The 2,033-nt window shown below is 58.4% G+C and carries 1 protein-coding gene and 1 pseudogene; both read left to right on the plus strand.

Features of this window, described 5'->3' with window-relative positions:
- Positions 1 to 318: pseudogene (locus Q0341_RS07930) on the plus strand (ATP-binding cassette domain-containing protein); the annotation flags it as partial.
- 122 nt (positions 319 to 440) lie between these two features.
- The coding region (locus tag Q0341_RS07935) for a 3-hydroxyacyl-CoA dehydrogenase NAD-binding domain-containing protein (RefSeq protein ID WP_299511865.1) at positions 441 to 2,033 on the plus strand (1,593 nt) is incomplete at its 3' end.

The raw sequence follows: 2,033 nt of genomic DNA on the forward strand, positions 1-2,033 counted from the left end.
ACAGAAGCGGGCGTTCTGTCGGGGGGCGAGCAGCAAATGCTCACGCTGTGCCGCACCCTCATGGGCGACCCCGATCTCATCATCATCGACGAACCCACCGAAGGCCTGGCCCCCAAAATCGTGGAGCTGGTGGGGCAGTTTCTGCACAGCCTCAAAGCCAAAGGGGTCTCCGTCTTGCTGATCTAGCAAAAGCTGACGATTGCCATGAGCATCTCCGACCGAGCCTTGGTCATGGGCCACGGGGCCATCGTGTTCCAGGGCACGCCCGACGATCTGCGGGCCAATACTTACATCCGCAAAGAATGGCTCGAAGTCTGAGCCCCGTCCAGGGTGGGTCTCTGGAGCGACAAAACTTTTCCCGTTGCAGTTTTATTTGTGTCTACAATGCAAAAAAACGAACGGTCGTTCTTTTTTAACTTTTCACGCAAAGGAAGTCCAGCATGACAGCTGAATACAAAGTCCACGGCGATGTCGCGGTCATCACCCTGATGAACCCGCCCGTCAACGGTTTGGGTCTGTCCACCCGCGTCGGCATCACCGACGGCCTGGAAAAAGCCAACAACGACGCGGCTGTCAAAGCCATCGTCATCACCGGCGGCGGCAAAGCTTTTTCGGGCGGTGCCGACATCCGTGAATTTGGCTCGCCCAAAGCGGTGCAAGAGCCCAATTTGCTGAGCGTCATCACCGCTTGCGAAAAATCAGGCAAGCCGGTTGTGGCGGCCATCCACTCGGTCGCCATGGGCGGTGGTTTGGAGTTGGCCCTGGGCTGCCACTACCGCATTGCTGCGCCTGGTACTTCCATTGCCTTGCCCGAAGTCAAGCTGGGTCTTATCCCCGGCGCGGGCGGCACACAGCGTCTGCCCCGCGTGATTGGCGTAGAAGCAGCGCTGAACATGATTGTCAGTGGCGAAGCCATCAAGAGCGAAATGCTGGCCATGTTGCCTGGCCAAAAGCTGTTTGATGCCATGGCCCAGTCGGCCGAAAGCCTGCCCGAAGAAGCACTGGCCATGGCCCGCAAAGTGGCTGCTGCTCACGCAGACGGCGCGCCATTGCCACTGGTGCGCAATTTGCCTTGCAAGCATGCTCAAGGCGATGCGTACTTCCAGTTCACCCGCAACATGGTCAAAGGCATGGCCAAAAACCTGCCTGCGCCACTCAAGTGCGTGGACGCCGTCGAAGCGGCAACCAAGAAAAAGTTCGATGACGGCATGGTGTTCGAGCGTGAGATTTTCACCAACCTCATGTTCACCCCTGAAAGCCGTTCGCTGCGCCACATCTTCATGGCCGACCGTGCCGCCAGCAAGATCGCCGACGTGCCCAGTGACACCCCCCAGCGCAACATCCAGAGCGTGGCCGTGATTGGCGCGGGCACCATGGGCGGCGGCATCTCGATGAACTTCTTGAACGCGGGCATCCCGGTCAAGATGCTGGAGATGAAACAAGACGCGCTCGACCGTGGCGTGGCCACCATCCGCAAGAACTACGAAGCCCAAGTCAAAAAAGGTAAACTCAAACAAGACAAATACGAGCAGCGCATGGCCTTGCTCAGCACCACGCTGAGCTACGACGACATCGGCCAAGCCGACCTGGTGATCGAAGCCGTGTTTGAAGAGATGGGCGTGAAAGAAGCCGTCTTCAAGAAGCTCGACGAAGTGATGAAGCCCGGCGCGATCCTGGCCTCCAACACCTCCACCTTGGACGTGAACCAGATCGCCAACTTCACCAAGCGCCCCCAAGACGTGGTGGGCATGCACTTCTTCAGCCCCGCCAACGTGATGAAGTTGCTCGAAGTCGTGCGCGGCGCGCAAACCGCCAAAGATGTCATGGCCACCGTCATGGCCATCGGCAAAAAGATCAAGAAAACCTCGGTGGTCTCGGGTGTGTGCGATGGTTTCATCGGCAACCGCATGATCGAGCAATACAGCCGCCAAGCGGGCTTTTTGATCGAAGAAGGCTGCACCCCCGCACAGGTAGACAAAGCCGTTGAAAAATTCGGCTTTGCCATGGGCCCGTTCCGCATGGGCGATTTGGCC

It is taken from the genome of uncultured Limnohabitans sp. (genome assembly GCF_937889215.1).
Lineage (GTDB): Bacteria > Pseudomonadota > Gammaproteobacteria > Burkholderiales > Burkholderiaceae_C > Limnohabitans_A.